At 64.0% G+C, this 24,622-nt stretch carries 22 protein-coding genes and 1 pseudogene; 9 read left to right on the top strand and 14 right to left on the bottom strand.

Going from position 1 to position 24,622, the window contains the following annotated elements; translation table 11 throughout:
• The first annotated feature begins 4 nt into the window (after positions 1-4).
• The 3 genes from AD664_RS11310 to greB are packed head-to-tail and all read left to right on the top strand — an operon-like array spanning position 5 to position 3,724.
• Positions 5-688, top strand: a complete 684-nt coding sequence (locus tag AD664_RS11310) for an ABC transporter ATP-binding protein (RefSeq protein WP_042728328.1) — start codon at positions 5-7, stop codon at positions 686-688.
• Positions 688-3,192, top strand: coding sequence for an ABC transporter permease (locus AD664_RS11305; RefSeq protein ID WP_053146596.1), 2,505 nt, complete (start codon positions 688-690; stop codon positions 3,190-3,192). Before AD664_RS11310 ends, AD664_RS11305 begins: the two co-directional genes overlap by 1 nt.
• Before the next feature lie 34 nt (positions 3,193-3,226).
• Positions 3,227-3,724 carry a transcription elongation factor GreB gene (gene greB / locus AD664_RS11300; protein WP_053146594.1) on the top strand — a complete coding sequence of 166 codons (498 nt, stop codon included), beginning with the start codon at positions 3,227-3,229 and terminating at the stop codon, positions 3,722-3,724.
• 12 nt (positions 3,725-3,736) lie between these two features.
• On the opposite strand, the gene AD664_RS11295 is transcribed toward greB, so the two are convergent.
• The 3 genes from AD664_RS11295 to AD664_RS11285 form a co-directional block, all read right to left on the bottom strand.
• Positions 3,737-4,045 (bottom strand): hypothetical protein, encoded by a 309-nt coding sequence (locus AD664_RS11295; protein WP_024618163.1) that lies wholly within the window; start codon positions 4,043-4,045, stop codon positions 3,737-3,739.
• Positions 4,046-4,349: 304 nt separating this feature from the next.
• Entirely contained in the window at positions 4,350-4,784 is a 435-nt protein-coding gene (locus tag AD664_RS11290) for a DoxX family protein (RefSeq protein WP_042728331.1), read from the bottom strand.
• A 99-nt stretch (positions 4,785-4,883) separates the two neighbouring features.
• A complete protein-coding gene (locus AD664_RS11285; protein WP_053146592.1) occupies positions 4,884-6,305 on the bottom strand; it encodes a transglycosylase SLT domain-containing protein in 1,422 nt (473 codons plus the stop codon).
• Between the two features lie 231 nt (positions 6,306-6,536).
• On the opposite strand from AD664_RS11285, the gene AD664_RS11280 reads away from it, so the two are divergent.
• The 3 genes and pseudogenes from AD664_RS11280 to AD664_RS11270 form a co-directional block, all read left to right on the top strand.
• On the top strand, positions 6,537-7,346 hold the full coding sequence (locus AD664_RS11280; protein WP_053146590.1) for a TatD family hydrolase: 810 nt from the start codon (positions 6,537-6,539) through the stop codon (positions 7,344-7,346).
• Between the two features lie 207 nt (positions 7,347-7,553).
• Positions 7,554-9,035, top strand: a complete 1,482-nt coding sequence (locus AD664_RS11275; protein ID WP_053146588.1) for a methyl-accepting chemotaxis protein — start codon at positions 7,554-7,556, stop codon at positions 9,033-9,035.
• Positions 9,036-9,319: 284 nt separating this feature from the next.
• A pseudogene (locus AD664_RS11270) lies at positions 9,320-9,532 on the top strand (terminase); the annotation flags it as partial.
• 18 nt (positions 9,533-9,550) lie between these two features.
• Here AD664_RS11270 and AD664_RS11265 read toward each other — a convergent pair.
• The 3 genes from AD664_RS11265 to AD664_RS11255 all read right to left on the bottom strand — a co-directional run bounded on the left by AD664_RS11265 (position 9,551) and on the right by AD664_RS11255 (position 11,646).
• Positions 9,551-10,348, bottom strand: a complete 798-nt coding sequence (locus tag AD664_RS11265) for an acyl-CoA thioesterase II (RefSeq protein ID WP_042728335.1) — start codon at positions 10,346-10,348, stop codon at positions 9,551-9,553.
• 119 nt (positions 10,349-10,467) lie between these two features.
• A complete protein-coding gene (locus AD664_RS11260; RefSeq protein WP_053146586.1) occupies positions 10,468-11,229 on the bottom strand; it encodes a CHAD domain-containing protein in 762 nt (253 codons plus the stop codon).
• A gap of 126 nt (positions 11,230-11,355) precedes the next feature.
• On the bottom strand, positions 11,356-11,646 hold the full coding sequence (locus tag AD664_RS11255) for a hypothetical protein (protein ID WP_042728340.1): 291 nt from the start codon (positions 11,644-11,646) through the stop codon (positions 11,356-11,358).
• A 206-nt stretch (positions 11,647-11,852) separates the two neighbouring features.
• On the opposite strand from AD664_RS11255, the gene AD664_RS11250 reads away from it, so the two are divergent.
• Positions 11,853-12,890, top strand: coding sequence for a patatin-like phospholipase family protein (locus AD664_RS11250; RefSeq protein ID WP_053146584.1), 1,038 nt, complete (start codon positions 11,853-11,855; stop codon positions 12,888-12,890).
• 43 nt (positions 12,891-12,933) lie between these two features.
• Here AD664_RS11250 and AD664_RS11245 read toward each other — a convergent pair whose 3' ends face one another.
• The 6 genes from AD664_RS11245 to kdpF form a co-directional block, all read right to left on the bottom strand.
• Positions 12,934-13,632: a response regulator gene (locus tag AD664_RS11245; RefSeq protein WP_047737555.1), complete on the bottom strand. Its 699-nt coding sequence runs from the start codon at positions 13,630-13,632 to the stop codon at positions 12,934-12,936.
• A 54-nt stretch (positions 13,633-13,686) separates the two neighbouring features.
• Positions 13,687-16,338 (bottom strand): sensor histidine kinase KdpD, encoded by a 2,652-nt coding sequence (locus AD664_RS11240; RefSeq protein ID WP_053146582.1) that lies wholly within the window; start codon positions 16,336-16,338, stop codon positions 13,687-13,689.
• A gap of 128 nt (positions 16,339-16,466) precedes the next feature.
• On the bottom strand, positions 16,467-17,012 hold the full coding sequence (gene kdpC, locus AD664_RS11235; RefSeq protein ID WP_047737560.1) for a potassium-transporting ATPase subunit KdpC: 546 nt from the start codon (positions 17,010-17,012) through the stop codon (positions 16,467-16,469).
• 63 nt (positions 17,013-17,075) lie between these two features.
• Positions 17,076-19,133, bottom strand: a complete 2,058-nt coding sequence (kdpB, locus tag AD664_RS11230) for a potassium-transporting ATPase subunit KdpB (protein ID WP_172679716.1) — start codon at positions 19,131-19,133, stop codon at positions 17,076-17,078.
• A 7-nt stretch (positions 19,134-19,140) separates the two neighbouring features.
• On the bottom strand, positions 19,141-20,835 hold the full coding sequence (gene kdpA, locus AD664_RS11225) for a potassium-transporting ATPase subunit KdpA (RefSeq protein WP_053146580.1): 1,695 nt from the start codon (positions 20,833-20,835) through the stop codon (positions 19,141-19,143).
• An 8-nt stretch (positions 20,836-20,843) separates the two neighbouring features.
• On the bottom strand, positions 20,844-20,933 hold the full coding sequence (kdpF, locus tag AD664_RS11220; protein ID WP_003218754.1) for a K(+)-transporting ATPase subunit F: 90 nt from the start codon (positions 20,931-20,933) through the stop codon (positions 20,844-20,846).
• 374 nt (positions 20,934-21,307) lie between these two features.
• Between kdpF and eat the strand changes: the two genes are divergently transcribed.
• A complete protein-coding gene (eat, locus tag AD664_RS11215) occupies positions 21,308-22,672 on the top strand; it encodes an ethanolamine permease (RefSeq protein WP_053146578.1) in 1,365 nt (454 codons plus the stop codon).
• 119 nt (positions 22,673-22,791) lie between these two features.
• Positions 22,792-22,959, top strand: a complete 168-nt coding sequence (locus tag AD664_RS26980) for a DUF2897 family protein (protein ID WP_003183831.1) — start codon at positions 22,792-22,794, stop codon at positions 22,957-22,959.
• Positions 22,960-23,188: 229 nt separating this feature from the next.
• Here AD664_RS26980 and AD664_RS11210 read toward each other — a convergent pair whose 3' ends face one another.
• Both AD664_RS11210 and AD664_RS11205 read right to left on the bottom strand, forming a co-directional pair.
• Positions 23,189-24,040, bottom strand: a complete 852-nt coding sequence (locus AD664_RS11210) for a DUF1989 domain-containing protein (protein ID WP_053146577.1) — start codon at positions 24,038-24,040, stop codon at positions 23,189-23,191.
• A 150-nt stretch (positions 24,041-24,190) separates the two neighbouring features.
• Positions 24,191-24,526, bottom strand: a complete 336-nt coding sequence (locus AD664_RS11205) for a ComEA family DNA-binding protein (RefSeq protein WP_053146575.1) — start codon at positions 24,524-24,526, stop codon at positions 24,191-24,193.
• Positions 24,527-24,622 lie beyond the last annotated feature (96 nt).

Genomic DNA, 24,622 nt, shown 5'->3' with positions numbered 1-24,622 from the left:
CTCCATGGGCTCAAGCATTCTCACCGCGACGGACCTTAGCAAAGTGGTCTCCAGCGCGGAAGGTGAACTGACCATCCTGCACGAACTCAGCCTGGAACTGAACAAAGGCGACAGCCTGGCGATCGTCGGCGCGTCCGGCTCCGGCAAATCCACCCTGCTGGGCCTGCTGGCCGGCCTCGACCTGCCCAGCAGCGGCGAGGTCACGCTCGCCGGCCAGGCCCTGAGTGCCCTTGATGAAGACCAGAGGGCGCGGATCCGCGCCGAGCACGTGGGCTTCGTCTTCCAGTCGTTCCAGTTGCTCGACAGCCTCAACGCCCTCGAAAACGTCATGCTGCCGCTGGAGCTGGACGGGCGCAAGGACGCCCGCGAACGCGCAGCCGAACTGCTGCAAAGGGTCGGCCTGGGCCAGCGCCTGACCCACTCGCCCCGCCAGCTCTCCGGCGGCGAGCAGCAACGTGTGGCGATTGCCCGCGCCTTTGCCGCCGAGCCCGATGTGCTGTTTGCCGACGAACCCACCGGCAACCTCGACAGCCACACCGGCGAGCGCATCAGCGACCTGCTGTTCGAACTGAACAAGGAACGCGGCACGACCCTGGTGCTGGTCACCCACGATGAACGCCTGGCCCATCGCTGCCGGCGCCTGATCCGACTTGAAGCCGGCCAGATGGTCGCGCCCCTGGAGCCTTGATGGCACGCTTGCCGCTGTTGCGCCTGTTCAGTCTTGCTGTTCGTCAATTGCTGCGCGACGCCCGCGCCGGCGAGTTGCGGGTGTTGTTCTTCGCCCTGCTGGTGGCGGTGGCGGCGAGTACCGCCATCGGCTACTTCGGTGCCCGCCTCAACGGCGCGATGATGTTGCGTGCCACCGAATTCCTCGGCGCCGACCTGCTGCTCGAAGGCAGCTCGCCGGCCCGCGCGGAACAGATCCGCAGCGGCACCGAACTGGGCCTGGAACACGCCCGGGTGGTGGAGTTTTCCAGCGTCGTCGCCACCGACAATGGCATCCAGTTGTCCAGCGTCAAGGCTGCCGATGACCTCTACCCATTGCGCGGCGAGCTGAAAAGCGCCGCCGCACCGTTCGCGCCGGAAGAAACCGGCGGGCGTCCGAACCCGGGCGAAGCCTGGGTCGAGTCCCGGCTGCTGACGGCCCTGGACCTGAAGATCGGCGACAGCATCGACATCGGCAACAAGACCCTGCGCCTGAGCCGGGTCCTGACCTATGAACCCGATCGCGCCGGGAATTTCTACAGCCTCACGCCGCGGGTCATGATCAACCTCAAGGACCTGGACGCCACCGGCGTGGTGCAGCCCGGCAGCCGCGTCAGCTATCGCGACCTGTGGCGCGGCCCGGCGCCGGCGCTGCAAACCTATCGCGACCTGGTCAAGCCAGGCCTTGAGCCCAACCAGCGCCTGCAGGATGCCCGCGACGGCAACCGGCAGATCGGTGGAGCCCTGGGCAAGGCCGAGCGCTACCTGAACATGGCCAGCCTGGTGGCGGTGCTGTTATCCGGCGTCGCGGTCGCGCTGTCGGCCAACCGTTTTGCCACCCGCCGTTTCGATGCCAGCGCCCTGCTTCGCTGCCTGGGTTTGTCACGCCGGGAAACCATGGTGCTGTTCAGCCTGCAACTGGCCGTGCTCGGCCTCTTGGCCAGCATCAGCGGCGCCCTACTTGGCTGGATCGCCCAATTGGGCCTGTTCGCGCTGCTGCATGACCTCTTGCCCACGGCGGTTCCGCCAGGGGGCGTGCTGCCGGCAATCGCCGGGATCGGCACCGGCCTGGTGGCCCTGGCGGGGTTTGCCCTGCCACCGTTGGCCGCGCTGGGCCGGGTGCCGCCGCTGCGCGTGCTGCGCCGGGACATGCTGCCGATCCCGTCCAGCACCTGGGTGGTCTATGGCGCCGCATTGGGCGCCCTGGGCCTGATCATGTGGCGCCTGAGCCTGGACCTGGTCCTCACGTTCGCCCTGCTCGGTGGCGGTGTCGTCGCGGCGCTGGTACTCGGTGGGCTGTTGCTATTGCTGCTCCAGAGCCTGCGCCGCCTGCTGGCCCGCGCCGCCCTGCCCTGGCGGCTCGGCCTCGGCCAACTGCTGCGCCATCCCCTGGCGGCGGCCGGCCAGGCCCTGGCATTCGGCTTGATTCTGTTGTCCATGGCGCTGATTGCGCTGTTGCGCGGCGAGCTGTTGGACACCTGGCAAAACCAGTTACCGAAGAACGCGCCCAATTATTTCGCCCTGAACATCCTGCCCGACGACAAGCAGGCCTTCACCGACAAGCTGATGGCCCTGTCGGCACAATCGGCGCCACTCTACCCCGTGGTGCCGGGGCGCCTGATCAGCATCAATGGCGAGCCGGCCAGCGAGTTCGTCACCAAGGACTCCGCCGGTGACCGGGCCCTGCAGCGCGACCTGAGCCTGACCTGGGCCGCGGACCTGCCGGCGGGCAACGTCGTCACGGCCGGCACCTGGTGGCCGCAACAGCCGCCAGACGATATCCCGGGTGTTTCGGTGGAAGGCAAAGTCGCCGACAACCTCAAGATCAAGCTCGGTGATCGCCTGGTCTTCAGTGTGGGCGGCGTCAACCGCGAAGCGAAGGTCACCAGCCTGCGGGAAATCAACTGGGACAACTTCCAGCCCAACTTCTTCATGATCTTCCAGCCCGGTACGCTGAAGGACCTGCCGGCCACCTACCTCACCAGCTTTTATCTGGCGGCGGGCCACGACCAGCAGATCGTCGACCTGTCCCGGGCCTTCCCGGCGGTGACGATCCTGCAAGTCGAGGCGTTGCTCGAACAACTGCGCAGCATCCTGGCCCAGGTCACCCTGGCCGTGGAATATGTGCTGCTGTTCGTCCTGGCAGCAGGCATGGCCGTGCTGTTCTCCGGCCTGCAGGCGACCCTCGATGAACGGATTCGCCAGGGTGCGCTGTTGCGGGCCCTGGGGGCCGAACGGCCATTGCTGGTCAAGGCCCGACGCATCGAATTCGGCCTGCTGGGTGCGGTCAGCGGCTTGCTCGCAGCCCTGGGCTCGGAGCTGGTGAGCCTGGTGCTCTACCGCTACGCGTTCGACCTGCCATGGCATCCGCATCCGTGGCTGCTGTTATTGCCGTTGGTGGGTGCCTTGTTGATCGGCGGCGCCGGGGTGTTCGGCACCCGACGAGCGCTCAATGCCAGCCCGCTGACAGTGCTGCGCGAGGGTTGATAGACTTCCGGCTTCGCCATTACAAGAAGTTGCCATGAGCCGTTATCGCCCACCCCGCACCGCCGGCACCGCGCTGATCACCCCCGAGGGGGAAGCGCGGATGCGTGCGGAGTTCCATGAGCTGTGGCATGTGCGCCGCCCCCAGGTGACCCAGGCGGTCAGCGAGGCGGCGGCCCAGGGTGATCGCTCGGAAAATGCCGAGTACACCTACGGCAAGAAAATGCTGCGGGAAATCGACAGTCGCGTGCGCTTTCTCACCAAGCGCCTTGAAGCGCTGAAAGTGGTCAGTGAAAGGCCCAGCGATCCCAACAAGGTGTATTTCGGCGCCTGGGTTACCGTCGAAGACGAGGACGGCAAGGCGTCGCGCTATCGCATCGTCGGCCCGGACGAACTGGATCTGAAACAGAACCTGATCAGCATCGATTCGCCACTGGCCAGGGCCTTGATTGGCAAGGCCCTGGATGCTGAAGTCAAGGTCCAGACACCGACCGGCGAAAAAATGGTCTATATCGTCGACATCACCTATCCGTAAGGGCCGGACACCTCAACGGCGGGTGATCAGCCCCTGCCGCGCGACGCGGGTCAGTTGCCGGATCATCTCGGGGGCGTCCGCCGCGCTGGGTGATTGGATAACGGCCAGGTCGAAACTGTCATTGGCGAAACGCGCCAGTGATTCACCGTCTTCGACAAACTGGATCAGGAAAGCGGCCGGCCCGTGGTTACGTCGCGGCCAGCCGTCAAGGTAGCGCAGCAACGTGGGCTGGTGGGTGCCACCCAGGAGGATTTTCGGGTTGCGTTGCACTAGGTTCGCCGTGATGGGCGCAAGACGTACAAGGGGGCTGGGTGCATTCATGTGTCGTGTCTCTGCCTCAAAAGTCTGCATGGCAGGTGAGAGGCAACACCGAACCAGCGCTTTAGCGGTACTTCAAAGCCGCGTAACCCGGCTTCTGTCGGCAACTGGATGAGTCACCTGGCGCCCCGCAAGTAGCTGTTTAAATCGGCGCATGAGCGGCATCCTAGAGAAGCTGACCGGGCGGTGTCAAGAACGGCGACAGGGTCACCCCCTGTGGGAGCGGCACGACCATGGCGGCTGTCAGCCGCAAAGAAAAAGGCGCTTTCCTCGAACAAGGAAAGCGCCTTTTGTTTTCAGTTGAGCATCAGCCGGCGATGGCTCGATCCACCGACAGTTTGCCGGCGCCCTCGACCAGGATGGCAACACTGCCCGCCAACAACGCCAGGGCAAATTCATAGCCGTTGTTGGCCATGAACAAACCGTTACCAATGTGCACCGAGAAAATCGCTACCAGCGACAGGAAGGCCAGGCCCAGTGCCGCCGGACGAGTCAACAGGCCGATGATCAGTGCCAGCCCGGCGAAAAATTCGGTACCGCCCGCCAACGTCGCCATCAGGTAGCCGGGGGTCAGGCCAATGCTTTCCATCCATTGCGCCGTGCCCGCCAGGCCGTAGCCGCCAAACAGGCCGAAGAGCTTCTGCGAACCGTGCGCGGCGAAGATGATGCCGACGGCAATGCGCAGGACAGTCAGACCGTAGCCGGCACGGGTGGACATTACTTTGTTGATCAGCGAGCTCATGGGGTTCATCCCTAGATGTGTGGTGGTTGGACGCCATATTAATCAAAAAAACTTGTGCTAAAAGCGCAAAAATTGCGACACACCAATCAATTTAACTGATCATTTCCGTGAAGCGACCTTCTGCCCGGTCGGTTCTAGAGACTCTCGCTCCCGATCAAAAGCCAAATAGTATTTGTTCACGCTATTAACGTAGCTGACGGCGCCCATTCCCACCTGCTCCATGGCAATGCGCTCGACCTGGAAGAACCATTGATTGGGATTCAACCCCCGTCGCCGGGCTTCGGCGCGCATGCCCTGGACGCGCTCTGGCCCCATGTTGTAGGCGGCCAGGACGAATGCCATGCGCTCGCGCTCATTGAGCTTGGGGCTGGCGAAAAACTTGCGGCGAATCATGGCCAGGTACTTGGCGCCCGCCTGCACGTTGGCGTCGAGGTTCTGGATGTTGTCCACCCCCACCCGTTGGGCTGCCGACGGGGTGATCTGCATCAGCCCGGTGGGGCCACCGCTACCGCGAGCGCTGGGTTGCAGGGCTGACTCCTTGAAGGCCAGGGCCGCCAGGTTGAGCCAGTCCATGCCCTGGGCCTCGGCATGTTTTTGCAACACCGGACGCAGCTTCTCCAGGCGCTGGCGATCGGCGCGGGCCAGCGGATAGTGAACCTGGTACAGCCGCCGGTAGATGCGCAGGAACGCTGCGTCCTGGTTGTCCGGCACTTTGTAGGTCGCCAGGAACCGGTCGATGCTAGCCCGGAGCATGGCGGCATCACGACGCACGAACCAGTATTCATCGCCGGGCTCGCCGATCAGCACCTGGCGGTCGAAGCGCAACTTGGGAAGAATCTTGCCCCAGCGTTCGGCAATGGGTTGCTCGACGATGGTCAGGTGGAAAATCCCGCCCTGGACCATCTCCAGCACATCTTCCACCGCCAGGGTCGGGTCGACCCATTCGATCTTCACCGGCGGCAACTTGAGCAGGGCCAGTTTCTGGTTGATCTGGCTTACCGCATCCCCCGCCGCACTGCCGTTGGGCAGGGCCAGGGTCTTGCCGGAAAGTTGTTCCACGCGGTTGTAGCGCTTCTCGCCCTTGATGCCCACCAGCAGCAACGGCACGTCGCTGCGGATCGGATCGCTGGCGCTGACCGCGTGGCTGGCCAAGGGCTCGAGCAGTTCGCCGGGGGCCACGAGATCGCCCTCGCCACGCTGCAACGCACCGAGCAACTGGTCCTTGGCCTTGGGGATGATCTTGAGGGTGATTTCCTGGCCGTCCCGGGCGTGACCGTTGAGGTACTGCTCAAAGGCGCGTAACCGGTGGTATTCGACACCGATGGGCTGGCCCTGGACTTCGCCGGAGCTGTTGCGACTCTGGTTGACCAGCACCTTCAGCACCCGGCTGCTGCGGATTTGCGCCAGGTCGCGCACGGTGCCCGGCGCCACGACCTGCACCGGCCCAGGCAGCCGCGCGTCCGCCGGGATCGGCAAGAGCAGCGAGCAACACAGCAGTAGCAACGCCTGGGGACGTGTCATCCACTCTCCGGAAGGAACACTGCCGGCCGCCTCGAAAACGAGGCCGGGGACGACAGAAACAGAGCGCTTGGGGCGCTGAAAAGTGCGAAAGACTGGCACAGTGATAGCGTTTATACCAACCCGACCTGTCTCGCGGCCTCAACAGACAGCCACAACTCGTTGTAGTTCTTGGCTTTTCTTATAAATCTACAGCTCTGATATGCTTTCCGGCCTTTGGGCCGAGGTAGCACCATGCAACTCATCGATATCGGCGTCAACCTGACCAACCCCAGTTTTGCCGATAAACATCAGGCAGTGCTCGACCGCGCCTATGAATCGGGGGTCTGTCAACTGGTTTTGACCGGCACCAGCATCGAGGGCAGCGAACAGGCCCTGGCACTGTGCGGGCGCCTGGATGAGCCCGGCGAGCGCCTGTTCGCCACTGCCGGCATTCACCCCCACAGCGCCAGCGACTGGACCGCCGACAGCGCCAGGCACCTCAAGGACCTATTGAGCCACGACCGCGTGCGGGCGGTGGGTGAATGCGGGCTGGATTTCAACCGCGACTTTTCCCCCAGGCCGCAGCAGGAGAAGGTGCTGCAAGAGCACCTGGCCCTGGCGGTCCAACTGCAATTGCCGGTGTTTCTCCACGAGCGTGACGCCAACCAGCGGCTGCTGGACATCCTGCGGGATTTTCGCGACCGGTTGCCGGCCGCCGTCGTGCACTGCTTCACCGGTGAAAAAAAGGCCCTGTTCAACTACCTCGACCTAGACCTGCACATCGGTATCACCGGCTGGATCTGTGATGAACGCCGGGGCACGCACCTGCATCCGTTGGTGCGCGACATCCCTCGCGGCCGCCTGATGCTCGAAAGCGACGCGCCATACCTGTTGCCGCGCACGCTGCGGCCCAAGCCGAAAAACGGCCGGAACGAACCGGCCTATCTGACCGAAGTGTTGCGCGAAGTAGGGTTGCATCGCGGCGAAACCCCGGAAGACCTGGCGGCCCATACCACTGCGTGCGCACGGGCGTTTTTTGGATTGCCCGTCCTATCGGTTTAAACACACCTCTGTGTGGGAGCGGGCTTGCTCGCGAATGCACTAGACCCGTTCATCCTGCTGTGAATGACCCACAGTCTTCGCGAGCAAGCCCGCTCCCACAGAGGGTTTCGGGGTGTCTGTTGACCCACATCAACCTCCCAGCCCTGGGGGAGCGGCACAATAATGGCACCTTGCCAAAACTGTTTCCGCTATCAGAGAAGACCTTCCATGGGTGCCTGGCTTAGCAATATCTCACTGAAGTACAAATTCTGGGCGGTCAACGCGGTCGCCTTTGTCACCACCCTGCTGCTGGTGCTCTACGCAGTGCACCTTGAACAGCAGGCGCGCAATCATGCGGCCCAGGCCAATGCCCAGGCCCAGGCGTACCTGTTGGGCGACTGGCCGGCCGGACAGGCGCTGCCCAAGCTCGACACCGTCCTGGCGCTCCAGCGCGACCAGGTGCCGGTGTTCCATGAACAGCCGCTGCCGGCGCTGACGCAAGCCAACGGCTGGGTCGAACTGGATGCCAGCCCGCTGTTGGGCGATGACCCGCTGCTGGGCGCCGAAGTGATCCGGCGCGGCGACGGCCAACAACTGGCCGTCCTGGCCCATGGCGTCAGCCTGGGCCAGGTGTTTGGCGAACGCTTCAGCCAATACGCCGTGGCGGTATTCGTGCTGATGCTGGCAATGCTGGGGGCCTCGCAACTGTTGATCCGCTTCCTGCTCAGCCAGCTCAACACGCTGAAGGACGTCATGCTGCACGTGGAAAAAACCGGTGACCTGTCCGCCCGCGTCCCCTTGGCCTGCAAGGATGAAGTGGGCCAGATGGCGGCCGCGTTCAATGCCATGCAGGCCGGTTATCAACGGGTCGTGGACACCGTCGCCAGCACGGCTCGGCAGTTGGACACCGGCGCGGCACGCCTGGCGTCGAGCATGACCGACGTGCGCCACGGCATGCTCGGCCAGCAGAGCGAGACCGACCAGGCCGCCACGGCGATCAACGAGATGTCTGCCACGGTCTACCACATCGCCCAGCACGCCAGCGCCACCCGTGACCTGTCGAAGACCGCCGACACCCTGGCCGGCAACGGTCATGACGTGGTGAGCCGCGTGCAGCAGTCGATCACCGGGCTGTCCTCGGGGGTGCAACAGACCGCCGAGATGATCCAGCGCCTGGCCGAAGACAGCCAGAAGATCAGCGGCGTGGTCAGTGTGATCCACAGCATTGCCGAACAGACCAACCTGCTGGCGTTGAACGCTGCCATCGAGGCGGCACGGGCCGGAGAAATGGGACGGGGCTTTGCCGTGGTCGCCGACGAGGTCCGTAACCTGGCCAAGCGGGTGCAGATTTCCACGGACGAAATCACCACCATGATCGTGGCCCTGCAGGCCGGCACACGAGACGCCGTGGACTTCATGCAGGAGAGCTCGTACAAGGCCGACGACTGCGTGCAACAGGCCCGCGAGGCGGGCGATGCGTTGGCGCAGATCACCGCCGCCGTGGCCCAGATGCGCGAGAGCAACACCCAGATCGCCGTCGCGGCCGAACAACAGAGCCAGGTTGCCGAGGACATGAACCGGGCGGTGGTGAGCATTCGTGACGTTACCGAAAACACCGTGCGCCAGACCGTCGACTCGGCCACCACCAGCCATGAGCTGGCGACCCTGGCGGGCGAGTTGAACAAGGCGATCGGGCAGTTGAAGCTTTAGGCCACAGCCCGTTCGAGCTTCTGTGGCGAGGGAGCTTGCTCCCGCTGGGGTGCGCAGCGCCCCCTGCACTGCCGGCCAGACAATCCGGCCCTCACGTTGGGCCCGCTTCGCGGACCCGCGGGAGCGAGCTCCCTCGCCACAGGAACCGTTCTGGCCTTTAAACCAGAGCGCTGCCCACACAAGCGATAGCGCCTATCACATCGATAGCCAAGCGCGATTCGCCGCTTCACCCGGCCGGGCCTATTCTTGGGTTACTCGATTTCGTGAACTCAAGGACATGCATCATGGGCAAACGTCACCCGCACTTACCCGCCTGGCAATGGCGCACCTGGCCCGCCCCTGACCGCCAACCGACCCACCAGGTGCTGCAGCTGATGGCGGTGCCGCTGTTCATCATCGCGTTCCTACTGCTCGTGTCCGGGGTCTTCAGTGCCAGCGCGGCGGACATCGCCATCGGCACCATCGGCGTGGTCGCCGCACTGGGGTTGCAGCGCCACCATCCGTGATCGATCGCCTCAAGCGAAAATCGTCACCGTCTGCCGGCTCAGGGCGATCAAGCGGCCATCGGCGCTCCAGAATTTGGCGGCGACATGGCCGTAGCCATCCTGGGCATGGTCGATCTCGGCCAGGTACTTGCACCAGTCCAGGGTCGTCAACTCCAGCAACGGCTGGACAAACTCGATGGTCCAGGTCAGCGTGCTGCCCGGGGCCATCTGCTTGAGATGAGGCAGCAATGCCGGTGGCCAGGCATCCACCAGCGCCAGGATGTGGCTCTCGTTCAACGGTTCTTCTTTCACGTCACCGCGCAGACGCACCCAACCACCCATGCTGCGGGATGTGTTGCCCGTGAACGGCAAGCCACCGACGCTCCAGCACATGGCCAGGTGACGCATGAATTCAGGGGTAGCGCCCTTGACGTAAGGCAGTTCCTGGCACTGTTCCACGCTCTTGAACTCCGGCGCCGGGTCGGCCTGAACCGCCACCACGGAAGAACGCGAGGCACCAAAACTGCCCTGCACCACCGTCACCACCTGGCCGTTCTGCACGGCGCGCCCCAGCACCTGGCTAACCGCCTTGCCTTCGCGCAGTACATCGACTTCAAAGCTGACCGGCACATCCGGCTCGACCGGGCCGACAAACGTGATCGCCAGTGAACGCACCGGGCGATCCGCCGGCACCCGGGCACGCATCGCCTCATACTGCAACGCCGCCACCAACCCGCCAAACGTGGCGCGCCCCTGGCCCCATTCAGGCGCGATCGTGACGGCCTCTGGTTGACGGCGCACCGCATCGATCAAATCGGAAAAGCGCATGACGACCTCGAAAGCATGGGAAGAAGAGGAAGGGATCTTAACCAGCCCCGGCAAGCGGCACAGCGCTCATTCCGGCCAAAGAGACTGGCAGATAAGCCGTCGCTCCCACAGAAGGAAACTCAGGATTTTTCGAAGCAGCTCGCAATGAGCTTATCGAGGACCTTGTCGGACTTGGCCTCGGCCTTTTCCATCGTGCGTTGCCAGGTGGGCACGCAGGCTCGCAGGTCGGCCTCTTCCTCGGCCCTGGCCAGCCATTGCCAGCAGTCGTGCCAGTCACCCAGCGCGCCCTGGGCGGACTTGAGCCGTGGCATGGCCGCCTCGGGCAGGCGGTCGAGTTCAGGGTAGGCTTCGAGGGCGTAGCGCACGCGCTTGATCAGCAGGCGCAACCGGTGACGGTCATGGGCAGGGTCGCGCAAGGCTTCACCGAGTTTTTTCCATTGTTTGTCCAGGCGCTTTTCGATGCGCTTGCGCAAGCCCTTGAGCAGCCCCTCGCGCTGGGCAGCGCGAATGAAGCGAGGAAAGGCATCGAGGATCATCAGCAACTGGCCCAGCTCCGGGCTGCCAGCCACGCTGGGGTAGGCGTCGGCCATCAGCGCCCGGCGGCGTCGCGCCGCCTCGACCTGGCCATGTTGTTCGAGGTAGGCCGCCAGGACTTCCCGGTCGCGCAACGGCGTGGTCAGGGTGCCGACCGCCGAAGCGGCGGTTTCCAGTTGTTCGACCCCAGGCAAGCCACGCAGTGGACGAAGCAGGCTGCGCAGGCGGCGGACGGTGGTCCGCAGGTCATGCAGCGCTTCGCTGTCGGTATGGGCATTGAGGCGGGCCTGACAGGCCAGCAGGCGGACTTCCAGGCCCAGTATCCGGGCCACCAGCCGATCGATCATGGACACTACTCCGTAAGCAGCTTAGCGCTGCGGGCTACAAGTGAAGAACACGGTGCGCCCTTCACTTGTAGCCTGCAACCAACGGCTTGTCGCTGCTTTTAACGTCCTGTAATGGATTCGCGGGGCTCAACGGCCAGCGCGAGACTCACGAATGTAGAAGCGCGCCTTCTCGGCTTTTTTGGAGCAACCTTCGAACGCTTCGAATTGCTGCTGGGTCTTGGCGCCGGTCAACAGCGACAGGGCCTTGGAGTAGCTGACGGTGCCGGCAAAGCCTTCGGCCTTGGCCAGGTCCAGTTCATGCCAGGCGGCATCGAGCTGGGTACCGCAGCTGTCACGGTAGGCGGTCTTGGCCGCGCAACCGGTCAGGGCCAGAACCATCAGGGAAGCTACCAGGGGAAGGCAGATCCGGGCTTTCATCATTACACCTCGAGTCAGGTAAACAGTCGTGCAGGTAAGACGGTTTCGCCAGCAAAAAGTGCCAACGCCAGCCGCGTATATTCCAGCGTGGGCGAGCATACGCAAATGCCACGGCGGCGTGTCAAAAAACGACGCCTGCGCCACAACGATTGAGCCAAGCCGCTGATCAGTGCATTGTTGAAGCCTGTTCGACAAGAGGCCGGGTCATGACAAAACGTGTCGCATTGGTACTGGGATCGGGCGGCGCCCGGGGCTATGCCCATATCGGGGTGATCGAAGAAATCGAACGACGTGGCTACGACATTGCCTGTATCGCCGGTTGTTCGATGGGCGCGGTGGTCGGCGGGATCTATGCCGCCGGCAAGCTCAAGGACTACCGCCACTGGATTGAAAGCCTCGACTACCTGGATGTCTTGCGGCTGGTGGACGTGAGCTTTCGCCTGGGGGCGATTCGCGGCGAGAAAGTCTTCGGCCAGATCCGCAAGATCGTCGGCGAACTCAACATCGAAAACCTGCGCATTCCCTACACCGCCGTTGCCACCGACCTGACCAACCAGCAGGAAATCTGGTTCCAGGAAGGCTGCCTGCATCAGGCCATGCGCGCCTCGGCGGCCATCCCCAGCCTGTTCACCCCGGTGATGCAAGGCAACCGCATGCTGGTGGACGGCGGCCTGCTCAACCCGCTGCCGATCGTGCCGGTGGTGTCGAGCCATTGCGACCTGATCATCGCGGTCAACCTCAACGCCACCAACCAGAAGCAGTACAAGCTCCCGGTCATCCAGCGCCCCGCCGCGTTCCGGCGACGCTTCGACACCCTCGTCAGCTCGCTGGGTTCGCGCCTGCCGTTTCGCCGCAAACAGGCCGAGCAACTGTTGCTGCTGGAACAGGAGGCGCTGAAGGCCGAGGCGGCCGAGATCAATCCCTGGCTGGAATCGGCTGAACCCGAAGGCCAGCAACCGGCCGCGGCACCCGAGGCCGAAGGCGCGCCGAAATCCGCCACGGGTTCGTTCATCATCGACAACGTCGGCCCGGCCTCGTTGCTGGACTTGATCAACCAGAGTTTCGAGGTGATGCAGACGTCATTGGCCCAGTACAAGATTGCCGGTTATCCGCCGGATGTACTGATCAACGTGCCGAAGCGGGTGTGCCGTTTCTTCGAGTTCTACAAGGCCCCGGAACTGATCGCGCTGGGACGGGAGATTGCCAGCGACACGCTGGATCGGTATGAGAATGAGCAGAAATAGACATGATCATCGCCACAACGGCGTTTGACTGAAGCCCGATGGGTTAAGGCCCACCCTCGCCCAACAACCGATACCCCACTCCCGCCTCGGTCGCGATGAAACGAGGCCGGGTCGGGTCGTCGGCCAGTTTCTGGCGCAGGTGACCGACCACGATCCGCAGGTAATGGCTGTCTTCGACATGGGTCGGCCCCCAGATGTCCTTGAGCAGTTGCTGCTGGGTGATGACCCGCCCCGGGTGCCGCGCCAACTGCGCCAGCACCGCATATTCCTTGCGAGTCAGGGCCACCTCGGCGCCATCCAGTAACACCCGCCGATAGGCCAGGTCCACCGTCAGCGGGCCGAATCGCAGCGCCGCTTCCTCAGGCGCACCAGCCGGGGCCTGGCGCAACAGGGCGCGAATGCGGGCGAGGAATTCCTGGATCCCGAACGGCTTGGTCACGTAATCATTGGCGCCGTTGTCCAGCGCTTCGACCTTCTGCGCTTCGCTGGCCCGCACCGAGAGCACCATTACCGGCACTGTCGACCATTGGCGCAACTCGCGCAGCACCTGCTGGCCGTCCATGTCCGGCAACCCCAGGTCGAGCACCAGCAAATCGGGCTTGTTCAGCGCCGCCTGGGCAAGCCCTTGCGCACCGGTGCCGGCCTCCAGCACCTTGTAGCCTTGGGAGGCCAGGCTGATACGCAAGAACTTGCGGATCTGCGGTTCGTCATCGATGACCAAGAGGGTCGCGGTCTGGTTCATGGGGCTCGTTCAACGCTGGGTGGGTAGCAAGCGGCAAGCATATCGCAGGCCCGCTCAGGCTTCATCGTCCAGGCCCGGTTGCGTCTGCAACGGCAGGTGCAAAGTGATGCAGGTGCCGCGCCCGTCCAGGCCATCACCCACGCTGATGCGCCCACCATGGGCGCCGACCATGCCCTGACAGATCGCCAACCCCAGCCCGGTGCCCTGCCCGCCGCGGTCGCCACGGGCAGCGGTGTAGAACATGTCGAAGATTTTCTCCCGCTCCTCTTCGGGAATGCCCGGCCCTTCATCGGCGACGGCAAAGAACACCTCGCTGTCCGTCGCCCCGGCACTCAACCGGAGCCGCCCATGGGCCGGCGAGAAACGCGCAGCGTTCTCCAGCACGTTCACCAGCGCCTGCTCGATCAGCGCCGCATGGACGTACAGCAACGGCAGTTCAGGCGAGGCTTCAACCGCGAGCGCCAGGGGCGCCAACACCGCGCGCAGGCGGTTCAGGGCACTGCCGACGATATCGGCCGGCGACACCCAATCGCGCGCCAGTTTCAGCGCGCCGTGCCCCAGGCGGGTCATATCCAGCAGGTTCTGGATATAGCGGTCCAGTCGTTCGGCCTCATCGCGCGTCCCTTCGAGCAATTCGCGGCGGTCCTCCAGCGGGATCGCCTCGCCCAGCGCCAGCAGGCTGTCGATGCTGCCACGCATGGCGGTCAGCGGCGTACGCAAGTCATGGGACACCGACGCCAGCAAGGCACTGCGCAACTGTTCGGTTTCCCCGTGCAGGCGCGCCGCTTCCAGGTCCTGGGCCAATTGTGCCCGGGCCAGCGCCTGGGCCAGTGGCTGGCTGAGGGCCGCCAGCAAACGGCGGCGCTGGCCACTGAGCTGCGCGCCTTCCATCGGACACACACCCAGCAAGGCCAGCGGACCGCCCTCTGTCGACAGCGGCCACCACCACCAGCGTCCGGACGGCAACGTCCCGGTGCCGGCACCGGCCGGTTGATCGTGCTGCCAGGACCAATCGGCGGCCGCGCGTTCGGCTTCGGTGAACGTCAGCGGTTCGCCGCTCTCGACCTTCCAGTGACCTTGGCCGTCGCGGTTGAGCAGGCACAGTTGCAAGTCGTGCCCGCCACCGAGGTGTTGCGTGGCGGCGCTGATGACGGCCTGGCGATCAGTGGCGGCGGTGAGCTTGCGCGACAGATCGAGCAGTTCACTGGTTTCCTGCTGGGTGTCGCGTAGCGCCTGCAACTGGCGACGCTGGCGGGCTGCCAGGTTGCCGGTCAGCGCGGCCATCAAGAGAAAGAACACCAGGGTCAGCACGTCTTCTTCGCGCTGGATGGTGAGGGAAAAATTGGGCGGGATGAACAGGAAGTCGTAGGCCAGGAACGACAGCGCCGCACAAGCCAGCGCCGGGCCGAGGCTGCTGCGCACGGCCACCAGCAACACCGCCATCAGGAACACCAGGGAAATATTGGGCAACGCCAACACCCCCGAGATCCCCCAAGCCAGGGCACTGGCCATGACTGTCGCGACCAATGCCAGCACGTAATCGAAGCCGGTCTGCACGCGGCTTGAACGCACACGGGCCGGGCGCGGTTGTTCATCGCCGTCCAGCACGTTGATTTCCAGGCCTCGGGCATCGCGCAGCAGCCGTGAGGCCAGGCCACCGCCCAGCCAACGTCGACGCAGACGGGGGCTGGACTGGCCCACCAGCAACAGTGTGGCGCGACGTTCGCTGGCATGCTGGATCAGTGTCCGGGCCACCTCCGCGGCCCGCAGCAGCACCACCTCGCCACCCAGGCGTTCGGCCAGTTGCTGGGCATTCTGCAAGCGCTGGCGCGAGGCTTCGTCGCGGGCGCTGCCGTTGTCCACGTGCACCAGGCTCCATGGCAAATGCCGCCGCTGGGCGACGCGACTGGCGTGGCGTACCAGACGCTCCGCCTGGAGGTCACCGTCCACGCCCACCAGCAATCGCCCACGCACAGCCGGAGCGGCCTGGCCCAGTTGCCGATAGCCCTGGGCCAGATCGTTATCGACCTGGGCAGCGGCGGTCTGCATGGCCAGCTCGCGCAAGGCGGTCAGGTTGGTCTGGGTGAAGAAGGCGTCGATGGCCGCGCGAGCCTGTTCCGGTACGTAGACCTTGCCATCGCGCAGGCGCTCCAGCAGCTCGCGCGGCGGCAGGTCGATCAGCAGCAACTCGTCGGCCTCCTGCAGGACCCAGTCCGGCAGCGTCTCGCGAACCTGCACGCCCGTGATGCCGCGCACCTGGTCGTTGAGGCTTTCCAGGTGCTGGACGTTGACGGTGGTGTAGACATCGATACCGGCGGCGAGCAGGTCCTGGATGTCTTGCCAGCGCTTGAGGTGGCGGCTGCCCGGGGCGTTGCTGTGGGCCAGCTCATCCACCAGGGCCAGGGCCGGCCGGGCCGCGAGCAGACCGTCGAGGTCCATCTCCTCAAGCATCACGCCGCGATACTCCGAACGCACCAGCGGCTGCTGCGGCAGGCCGCCCAACAGCGCTTCGGTTTCACTACGTCCGTGGGTCTCGACCACACCGGCAATCACCTTCACGCCCTGGCGCAGTTGGGTGTGGGCCGCTTGCAGCATGGCGTAGGTCTTGCCGACGCCGGGCGCCGCGCCAAGAAAGACCTTGAGCCGGCCACGGCCGTTGCGCGGTAGATGGGCTAACAGTGCGTCGGCGCGGCCGGAATCGCTCATGTTGGGGGTCTCGTTCAGGCATTAATCAAGCCCTTGTGAGAGCGAGCTTGCTGGCGATGGCGGTGGGACAGTCGCCACTCAGGCCGACTGATACAAAGCCATCGCGAGCAAGCTCGCTCCCACAGGGTTTACAGCTTTTGCAGCGCCAGGTTCAGCGCCAGGACATTCACCACCGGCGGCCCCACCAGGGGTTGCTCGACATGGGCATCGAGCAGTTGCTCCAGCGTCGAGACCGGCAGGTTGCGCGCCGCAGCGACACGCGCCAGTTGATAGGCAATTGCGCTCGGTGGCAAGTGCGGGTCCAGGCCACTGCCGGAGGTGGTCAGCAGCGCCAGCGGCACCGGGCCTGCGCCGGGCACCTGCAACTTCTCGGCGTCGGCGATCACTCGTGCCGCCAGGGCCGGATTACTGGGTGACAGATTGCTCGCGCCACTGGCGACCGTGGCGAAGGCCGCGGCCGATGGCCGTGGATGAAACCAGGCATCGCCCGTGAAGTCCTGGGCGATCAACAACGAGCCGCGGACCTTGCCCTCGGCATCCCTCACCAGGCTGCCGTTGGCCTGGGCGGGAAACGCGACTTGCGCCACGCCCGTGACCACCAGTGGGTAAGCGACACCGGTGACCAGGGTCATCAGCAGAATCAGGCTCAGGGCCGGGCGTATCAGAGTGGACATTTCAAACTCCTCGAATCAGAACACACAGGTGTGGCGAGGGCGCCTGCCAGAAGTGCAGTCACCTCAAACCAGCCTCAACGCGGTCAACGCCATGTCGATCAGCTTGATCCCCACGAACGGCACCACGATCCCGCCCAGGCCATAGATCAGCAGGTTGCGCCGCAACAGGGCCGCCGCGTTCGCCGCTTGCACCCGTACGCCGCGCAAGGCCAGGGGGATCAGCACCACGATGATCAAGGCGTTGAAGACAATGGCCGACACAATCGCGCTTTGCGGGCTGCTCAGGTGCATCACGTTCAACACGCCGAGCTGTGGATAAATCGAGGCGAACAGCGCCGGCAGGATCGCGAAATACTTGGCGATGTCGTTGGCGATGGAGAACGTCGTCAGCGCCCCACGGGTCACCAGCAATTCCTTGCCGATCTGCACCACGTCCAGCAACTTGGTCGGGTCACTGTCGAGGTCGACCATGTTGGCCGCTTCCCGCGCCGCCTGGGTGCCGTCGTTCATTGCCATGCCGACATCGGCCTGGGCCAGGGCCGGGGCGTCGTTGGCACCGTCGCCGCACATCGCCACCAGCCGACCGTCATTCTGCTCATGGCGGATGCGCGCCAGTTTTTTCTCCGGCGTGGCCTCGGCCAGCACGTCGTCGACGCCTGCCTCTGCGGCAATCGCGGCGGCGGTCAGCGGGTTGTCACCCGTCACCATCACCGTGCGGATGCCCAACTTGCGCAACTCGGCGAAGCGTTCGCGAATGCCTGGCTTGACCACGTCCTTGAGATGAATGACACCCAGCAGCTTGCCGTCCATGCACACCAGCAACGGCGTGCCACCGCTCTGTGCGATTTTGTCGACTTCCCGGGCCAGTGCCGCCGGCAACTCGCTGCGTGGCATACCGATGAACTCCAGCAGCGAATCCACGGCGCCCTTTCGATAAATGCGCCCTTGGTAATCGACCCCGGACAAGCGCGTTTCGGCGCTGAACGGCACGGCGGTCAGCGACTCGAGGCCAGGTTCGGGCAGCGGGTGCAGGCCTCGCAGATATTCGACGATAGACTTGCCTTCGGCCGTATCGTCGGCCAGCGACGCAAACAGCGTACCTTCGGCCAACTCCCGGGCGCTCACCCCAGGGGCGGCATGCACCGCAGCACAGCGTCGGTTGCCAAAGGTGATGGTGCCGGTCTTGTCCAGCATCAGCACATGCACGTCCCCCGCCGCCTCCACCGCGCGACCGGACTTGGCGATCACGTTCAGGCGCACCAGCCGATCCATCCCGGCGATGCCGATGGCCGACAGCAGCCCACCGATAGTCGTGGGAATCAGGGTGACCAACAGCGCCACCAGGAACACCAGCGGCAGGCTGCCGTTGGCGAAATGGGCGAAGGGTTGCAGCGTCACCACCACCAGCAGGAAGATCAGCGTCAGGCCAATCAGCAGGATGTCCAGCGCCACTTCGTTCGGGGTTTTCTGGCGCTTGGCTCCCTCCACCAGAGCGATCATGCGGTCCAGGGTGGACTCGCCGGGGTTGCTGGTAATACGCACCAGCAACCAGTCGGAGACCAGCCGGGTGTTGCCGGTGACCGCCGAGCGATCGCCGCCGGACTCGCGGATCACCGGCGCCGATTCACCCGTGATCGCCGCCTCGTTGACGGCAGCGATGCCTTCGATCACTTCGCCGTCCCCGGGAATCATCTCCCCGGCCGCCACACGCACCACGTCGCCCTTGCGCAAACGGGTGGCGGGCACCACTTCAAACCCATTGGCGGTCTGGCGCCGTGCGCTCAGGCCCTGGCTACCGGCCTTGAGGCTGTCGGCTCGCGCCTTGCCGCGCCCCTCGGCCAAGGCTTCGGCGAAGTTGGCGAACAGTACGGTGAACCACAGCCACAGGGCGATCTGCACGGCGACGAACGTCGGCACCGCCGTGTCGGGAACGAAGCACAACACGGTGGTGAGGATGGCGGTCAGTTCCACCACCAGCATCACCGGGGCCCGGTGCAACTGGCGCGGGTCGAGCTTGACGAACGCTTGCACCAGCGCCGGCTGCCACAAGGACGAGAAGCTGGTTTTCAGGGGTTCCGACGTCTTGGCGACGACGGCTTTGCTCATCGGCATATTCATCATCAATTCCTCAGAAGCCCATGCTCAGGTGTTCGGCGATCGGCCCCAGGGCCAGGGTCGGCAGGAAGGTCAGGCCGCCCACCAGCAGGATCGTCACGGTCAAGAGGGTGACGAACAACGGGCCGTGGGTGGGGAAGCTGTTCTGCCCGATCGGCGCGGTTTTCTTCAGCGCCAGGCTGCCGGCCAACGCCAGCACCGGCAGGATGTAGCCGAAACGGCCGATTAACATGCCCAGGCCCAGCATCAGGTTGTGGAAAGGGGTATTGGCACTGAACCCACCAAAGGCCGAGCCGTTGTTCGCACCCGCCGAGGTGTAGGCGTACAGCAACTGGCTGAAACCGTGGGCACCCGGGTTGCTCACCGCGGCTGCCGGCCCGGGCAGGCTTGCGGCGATGGCGCCCAGCACCAGCACACTCACCGGCATCACCAGCAGGGTGACCACCAGCAGCTGCACTTCCCGGGCACCGAGCTTCTTGCCCAGGTATTCCGGCGTGCGGCCGATCATCAACCCGGACAGGAACACCGCGATCAGCACGTTCAGCAACATGCCGTAGAGCCCTGCGCCGACGCCGCCGAAAATCACCTCGCCGACCATCATGTTCACCAGCGCGACCATGCCGCCCAGTGGGTTGAGGCTGTCGTGCATGCCGTTGACCGAGCCATTGGAGGCGGCCGTGGTGGTCACCGACCAGAGCACCGTCGCGGTGGTCCCGAAGCGCGCTTCCTTGCCTTCCAGCGGCGCGGTTTGCTCGACGGCGGGGTTGTTCAAGGTCGGGTTGGGCTGGTACTCGGCCCACAGCGATGTGGCGCCACCGATCAGAAACAGCACCAGCATGCAGGCGATGATTGCCCGGCTCTGGCGCAGGTCCTTGACGTAATGGCCGAAGGTGAACACCAACGCGGCGGGAATCAGGATGATCGACGCAAGCTCGAACAGGTTGCTCCAGGCTGTCGGGTTCTCGAACGGGTGCGCCGAGTTGACGCCGAAGAACCCACCACCGTTGGTGCCCAGTTGCTTGATCGCAATCTGGCTGGCCGCCGGCCCCAGCGGGATCACCTGATCGGCGCCCTGCAGGGTCATCCCATGCACATAGTGAGCGAAGGTTTGCGGCACGCCCTGCCACACCAGGAACAGCGCCAACATCAGGCACAACGGCAGCAGCCCATAAAGGGTGGCGCGGGTCATGTCGACCCAGAAGTTGCCCAGCGTCGCGGCGGACTTGCGCCCGATCCCGCGACACAACGCTACCAGCACCGCCAGGCCGGTGGCGGCGCTGACAAAGTTCTGCACCGTCAGGCCGACCATCTGGCTCAGGTAACTCACCGACGCCTCGCCACTGTAGGACTGCCAGTTGGTGTTGGTCATGAAACTCACGGCCGTGTTGAAAGCCTGGGTCCATTCCATGTCCGGCAGTTGTTCGGTGTTGAGCGGCAGATGCCCTTGAAACAGAAGAATCGCAAACAACAGCACAAAGCCCGCCAGGTTGAACGCGAGCAAGGCCAGGGTGTATTTCTGCCAGCTCTGCTCAGCGCCGGGATCAACGCCAGCCAGCCGATAACAACCCCGCTCCACGGGCCCGAAGACCGGAGAAAGCCAGGTACGCTGGCCCTCCATCACCCGGTAGTAAAAACGCCCCAGAAACGGTGCCGGAATCAGCACCAGGGCGAAAAAAGCGAGGATCAGCCCGAAATCATAACCGTGCATAGCCGCTCCTAGTTCCGATCCGCGCGCAACAGCGCAACCAGCAGGTAAATGAACAGCGCCACTGCCAACAGCAGCGACACCCCGTCCAGAACACTCATGGGATTTCTCCGTCGTACGGCGTCATGCCGTGTATGGAGTGATTGTCGACAGGGAGGGCGTAAAGGAACGAGATCGAGAGATCGGTTGGGGGATAAAGAATCTGTAAAAAAACGGCTGAATCGATGGTTGGGCGGGCCTATTCGCGAGCCAGCCCGCAGACTGCTCAGCGCAAGTCCAGTGTGAGAGCGGGCTTGCCCGCGAAGGCGGCACCATCAGCGCCAACGCCCTCAACTGGCGCACAACAGGGGCACATCAAGCAAGGAACATCCCCGATACGACAGGATTTCACCCGTTGCGACCGCCCCCGACACACTGGCACGCCCACTGCACTGCCCTCCCCAGCGCTTTTGCTATGGATCGAAGGGAGCCACCGATGAACACACAACTCAAACCCACGCTGGGCACCCTGCATTTATGGGGGATCGCCGTCGGGTTGGTGATATCCGGCGAGTATTTCGGCTGGAGCTACGGCTGGGGCGTGGCCGGGACACTGGGCTTTCTGGTGACGTCATTCATGGTCGCGGCCATGTACACCTGCTTCATCTTCAGCTTCACCGAACTGACCACGGCCATTCCCCATGCCGGCGGACCGTTTGCCTACAGCCGTCGGGCCTTCGGCGCGAAAGGCGGCTTGATCGCCGGGCTGGCGACGCTGATCGAGTTCGTCTTCGCGCCGCCCGCCATTGCCTTGGCCATCGGGGCCTACCTGAACGTGCAATTCCCGGCCCTGGACCCCAAGCACGCGGCGGTCGGCGCCTACATCGTGTTCATGGGCCTGAACATCCTCGGGGTCAAGCTGGCCGCGACATTCGAACTGATCGTCTGCGTCCTGGCGGTGGCCGAGCTGCTGGTGTTCATGGGCGTCGTGGCCCCGGCCTTCAGCTTCAGTCACTTCGCCTTGAATGGCTGGGCCGGCTCCGACGTATTCGGGGCCCCTGCCATTGCCGGAATGTTCGCCGCCATCCCGTTTGCCATCTGGTTCTTCCTGGCCATCGAAGGCGCGGCCATGGCGGCCGAAGAAGCCAGGGATCCGAAACGCACGATCCCCAAGGCCTACATCAGTGGCATCCTGACCCTGGTGGTGCTGGCGATGGGGGTGATGTTCTTCGCCGGCGGCGTCGGTGACTGGCGCACCCTGTCTAACATCAACGACCCGCTGCCACAGGCCATGAAAACCGTGGTCGGCGAAAGCTCCGGCTGGTTGCACATGCTGGTGTGGATCGGCCTGTTCGGCCTGGTGGCGAGTTTCCACGGCATCATCCTGGGTTACTCGCGGCAGTTCTTCGCCCTGGCACGCGCCGGCTACCTGCCCGCCTCCCTGGCCAAGCTCTCACGCTTCCAGACGCCACACCGCGCCATCATCGCCGGAGGCCTGATCGGCATTGCCGCGATCTACAGCGACGGCCTGATCAACCTCGGCGGCATGACCCTGACCGCCGCGATGATCACCATGGCGGTGTTCGGTGCGATCGTCATGTACATCATGAGCATGCTCAGCCTGTTCAAACTGCGCAAAACCGAACCCAACCTGGAGCGCACCTTCCGCGCGCCGGGCTACCCTTTCGTGCCGGGAATCGCCCTGGTGCTGGCGGTGGTCTGCCTGATGGCGATGGCCTGGTTCAACGCATTGATCGGGCTCATCTTCGTCGCGTTCATGGCGGCGGGCTTCGTCTACTTCACCCTGACCGCACAACTGCGAGCGGCGGCTCCGGCCGATGCAATGCTGACCGGGCCTTGAGGTGAAGCCAACTGAACGGGCGTAGTATGGAACCACTGCGAACGAGCTTCGCTCATAAGTGGTAGGCGCGGCAGATTGGCGAACAGACGCCCACTGGCCGCGCCCTCAAGGAGAGCCCTATGCCCTGGTATGCCTGGTTGATTCTGATTGTTGCAATCGGCTCGATCGTTGGTGGTCTGATGATGCTGCGCGACACCGCCAACAAGGTCGAGTTGACGGACGAACAACGCAAGCGTGTTGCCGAGCGCAACGCGGAAATGGATGCGAAGGAGGCCAAGGATCGTTAACCGCTGCCTCATACACCACTTTGTGGTGAGGCAGCCCCACACACCGCACCCGTGGCAAGGGAGGCTCACACACCACCCAGTGGCGAGGGAGCTTGCTCCCGCTGGGGCGCGAAGCGGCCCTAAACCTGCTGTCGCGGAGTCCCAGGCTAATCGGGTTTGGGCCGTTGGGGCTGCTACGCAGCCCAGCGGGAGCAAGCTCCCTCGCCACAAAAAACCAGCGCCTGTTGCATCACTTTTCCCAATCCGCCTTGGCAATGTGCAAGCCATGCAACCCCTTGTACGCCGCCCGCTCAGGCTGACTCCAGCCCTCCAGCAATGAATCCTCCAACCGATAGATCTCCACCCCCAGCGGACGACACACGCTCAATGGATCCTGCGCATCCGGCCCCCACATCGCCAGCGACAAGTCACCGCCCGGGCAGGTGGACAGGGCGCACAACAGATCAATCTCGGCAAAGAACTCCAGGTAATCGCCCTTCTGCGCCGGACAGGCCTTCATGAAGTACATGTCGTCATGGTTCAGCCCGGTGCACTGGAAGATATTCAGCACGTCGTGTACATCGAACTCGGTCAAGCCGTGGGGCAACACCGCGCGAGTCAGGTTCGAATGGCAGTGGTGGTGGAAATCCTCGCCGGTCAGCATCTTATTGACGTAAGGGTCGCAACGCGTGCCCAGCAGATCGTGCAACCGCCCTCCGTGCTCATCGATGCCATAACCGGCCAGGCTGTCGTCGGTGATGGTCACCAGCGGCCGCAGGAACGGCAGGTTCGACCACAACCGGTCGTGGGTACTGACATGGGCGCCCTGCAGCTGCCGGGTACGCGCGGCCCACAATCGCTCCCGCGGGTCGTGGGCGTTCCAGACGTTGAAGTCGCCGACCTGCGGGCCCTGCGGCGTGGTGACACGAAAGACGTGCCCGGCGGGTACATGCCAGGCATGGCCGGTGCGGATGGGGACCTCGAACTGCTCGATCAGCGTGCGCTGGTCCTGTCGGGTTCGGATTCGGTCGTAGAAAGGCTTGTCCACCTGCAGGGCGGAACCTTTGCTGACCTGGTAGGCGGCTGGGTAGTCTTTGTACATGGCAAGGCTCCTCAATCGGGACGAGTAGCAGGAAGAGGCACTGCAAGAGCATATCCTGTCCCTTAATCGCTGGCTTGAGACGGCCGTTGCTTTTACCGAACCAGAATGTAAAAAGGCCAGTCGTGAGGACCGGCCTTTTTCGATTACGCGTCAGTTGACTTCCAGCTTGTCGCGATTGCGATCCAGGATCGCCTTGCCTATCCCCTTGACCTCCAGCAACTCCTCAACCGATGAGAACGGCCCATTACTTTCACGATAGGCAACAATCGCCTTGGCCTTCGCCTCGCCTATGCCTGATAGGTCGCGTTGAAACGTCGCGGCATCCGCCTCGTTGAGATTCACCTTGTAGCCATCTCGTCTAACCGGAAGCTCCGTTGCCTGAGAGGCGACCGTCGTCTCGGTTTTTACCGTAGGTGCAGCGCTGGTGGCGATGGAGGCGCTGGTCAGCAAGGCAAAAACCAGCGAATGAAAATAGCCTGTACGCATTAATGAAGCTCCATGACATCGTTTAGAGAAAAGCAGCTTTTCCGAAGCTGCCTTTCAAACTTAGGCGATGATGAAGCACTGTCAAAAACAGGGGAG

It is taken from the genome of Pseudomonas sp. P97.38 (genome assembly GCF_001269745.1).
In the GTDB taxonomy this organism is placed as follows: domain Bacteria; phylum Pseudomonadota; class Gammaproteobacteria; order Pseudomonadales; family Pseudomonadaceae; genus Aquipseudomonas; species Aquipseudomonas chlororaphis_E.
This window is presented reverse-complemented; position numbering and strand designations above follow the sequence as displayed.